Origin of the sequence: Streptomyces sp. NPDC056948 (assembly GCF_042674225.1) — a bacterium.
In the GTDB taxonomy this organism is placed as follows: Bacteria; Actinomycetota; Actinomycetes; order Streptomycetales; family Streptomycetaceae; genus Streptomyces; species Streptomyces purpurascens.
Genome location: NZ_JBHUQX010000728.1, coordinates 1 through 2,367 on the forward strand (window position 1 = coordinate 1; position 2,367 = coordinate 2,367).

Below are 2,367 nucleotides of genomic sequence, written 5' to 3' on the forward strand. Positions count from 1 at the left end.
ATGGCCGACTTTCCCTTGTCGGCCCAGGCGGGCGCGGAGATCTTCGAGGACTACGAACAGCACTTCGAGGAGGGACTCGCCCTCGTGATCGACGGGATCGGGGCGCGCTACGGGGTCTCATGACACCCCGGCATCAGGAACGGTTCGCGCGTGCCCGCCGTACGGCCCGGGTGACCAGGGGCGGCAGCAGGTCCTTGGCGAGCCGGCGCGCCCGGGACGGGGCGGGCCGGGCCGGTCGCGCCGCACGGGACTCGGTCACCTCGGCGGCGGGGGCCTTCGATGCCGCCGGCGGTGCCACGTAGTGCCGGGAGGCCGGGAACGGCGGCGGCTTCATGCCCCGGGACCGGGCGCGGACCAGCCGGTGCCCGGCCGCCGACTGCACGCTCAGCCCGACGTCCGAGCGCTGCCGCAGCATGTCGAGCAGTTCCTCCTGGAGCGGCTCGGGATCGCCCCAGGTGCCGTACAGCTTCTGCGTGCTGAGGCAGATCGGGCGCAGACCCCGGTTGAGGACGGCCTCCCAGGCGGCGACCGAGACACCCGGGGTGTGCTCCGAGCGGAAGTCGTCCAGGACGACGATGCCCTCGGGCACCAGGATGTCGTGGGCCGCGCCGATGTCGCCGTGCACGTGCTCGTACAGGTGCGAGGCGTCGACGTGGACGAAGCGGCAGGAGGCCGGGGCCACCTTCTCGGACACCACGGAGCTGGGGGCCGCGATCACCGTGGGCAGGTCGTCGTGGAAGGACAGGTAGTTCCGCTCGAAGATCTGCTGGGTCAGCGAGGCGTACGACTTCGCCGACTCCGCCTGGTTCGCCCCGTCGGGGGCGTCGCCCTCGAACAGGTCGCAGACGGTGAACTTCTCGCCGTCCTGGAGGTGGTGGCCGAGCAGGATCGCGCTCTTGCCCATGTAGACGCCGAGTTCCAGCAGGTCACCCTTTATGTCCTGCTTCTGCTGCCGCTCCAGGAGCCAGGTGAACAGCATCTGGTCCAGCGGCGGGAACCAGCCGGGAACGTCGGTGAGTTCGCCGGGGTGCTTGTCGGTCGCTTGTGCGTTGGTCATGAGACGAGCCTTCTCTCTGAGCGTTGCCCAAACCGACGGTCGGTTGAACGTCCCGTGAACAGCTCAGCGATCCTTCGCCAGCACGGCCCGCAACCGTGGCGTCAGCGGCTTCTCCACATACTGGTTCAGCAACCACGCCAGCAGCAGCATTGAGGCCGCGGTCAGGGCGAATGTCGCGCCGGATGGCAGGCCCAGGCCCCGGTGCAGGGCGTGGATCACCACCCAGCCGAGGTGTTCGTGGACGAGATAGAACGGATACGTCAGCGCCCCCGCCACCGTCAGCCAGCCCCAGTTGGCCCAGCGCAGCCAGCCCAGCGCGATCGCCGCGACCGCCAGGAAGCCGAAGGTCACGACGAGGACGATGCCGGTCGAGGAGCGGTAGGAGAAGCCGTCCGCACCGGCGGCGTGCCACAGGCTCTGCACCGCGTAGTGCTGCCCGATCAGCCAGCTCACGGCGACGATGCCCCACGCGTAGGCGTCCCGCCGGTCGAGGTGGACGAGGTAGAGGCCGACGCCGCCGATGAAGTACGGGGCGTACTCGGGCATCAGGACGATGTCGAGCAGCGGCATGTTCGCGTTGTCCGCGATCACCGCCGCCAGCATCCAGCCCGCGCAGAACATGATCACCCGGCGGCGGCTGGCCCCCGGGAGCACCACGCACAGCGCGAACAGCGCGTAGAAGCGGACCTCCGCCCAGAGCGTCCAGCACACCCCGAGCACCCGGTCCACGCCCAGCGGCATCTGAAGCATGGTCAGGTTGACCAGCGCGTCGCTCGGTGACACCGCCTTGTAGGCCACCACCGGCAGGGCGAACACCACCGTCACTATCGCGACCGCCACCCAGTAGGCGGGCAGCAGCCGGGAGGCGCGGGAGGCGAAGAACGACTTCAGGGGACGGCCCCAGCCGCTCATGCAGATCACGAACCCGCTGATCACGAAGAAGACCTGGACGCCGAGGCAGCCGTAGGCGAAGAACTCGTGCAGGGTGGGGAACTGGACCTTGGGCGAGCTGCCCCAGGCCTCGGAGACCTCACCGTCGCGACCGCCGTAGTGGTACGCCGCCACCATCAGCGCGGCCACCAGCCGCAGGCCGTCCAGGGCACGCAGGCGGCCGCCGGAGCCCCTCTTGCGCCGCGGGGCGGTCGTGGCTCCCGGTGGGTCGACCAGCACGGTGACTTCGGGCTGGGGCTTGCGAGTGCTGACGACCGTCTCGGTCACGCTGGAAACCTCTGTAGCTCGTATGTCCTTCACCTGAGCCGCCTGTGGGCGGGCAGGGCGCCGCCTGTCACCCTAGGGCGGGAATTGACGCT

3 protein-coding genes are annotated in these 2,367 nt (G+C 69.8%); 1 reads left to right on the forward strand and 2 read right to left on the reverse strand.

The genetic code is table 11. The features are described 5' to 3' along the window. Nucleotides 1–123: TetR/AcrR family transcriptional regulator C-terminal domain-containing protein (locus ACFTZL_RS44050; protein ID WP_382596027.1), on the forward strand; the 123-nt coding region annotated here is incomplete at its 5' end. Between the two features lie 10 nt (nt 124–133). On the opposite strand, the gene ACFTZL_RS44055 is transcribed toward ACFTZL_RS44050, so the two are convergent. Together ACFTZL_RS44055 and ACFTZL_RS44060 are read right to left on the reverse strand one after the other, a co-directional pair. Continuing rightward, nucleotides 134–1,057 carry a class I SAM-dependent methyltransferase gene (locus ACFTZL_RS44055; protein WP_382596021.1) on the reverse strand — a complete coding sequence of 308 codons (924 nt, stop codon included), beginning with the start codon at nt 1,055–1,057 and terminating at the stop codon, nt 134–136. Nucleotides 1,058–1,120: 63 nt separating this feature from the next. Then, nucleotides 1,121–2,275, reverse strand: coding sequence for an acyltransferase family protein (locus ACFTZL_RS44060; protein ID WP_382596024.1), 1,155 nt, complete (start codon nt 2,273–2,275; stop codon nt 1,121–1,123). Between the last annotated feature and the right edge of the window lie 92 nt (nt 2,276–2,367).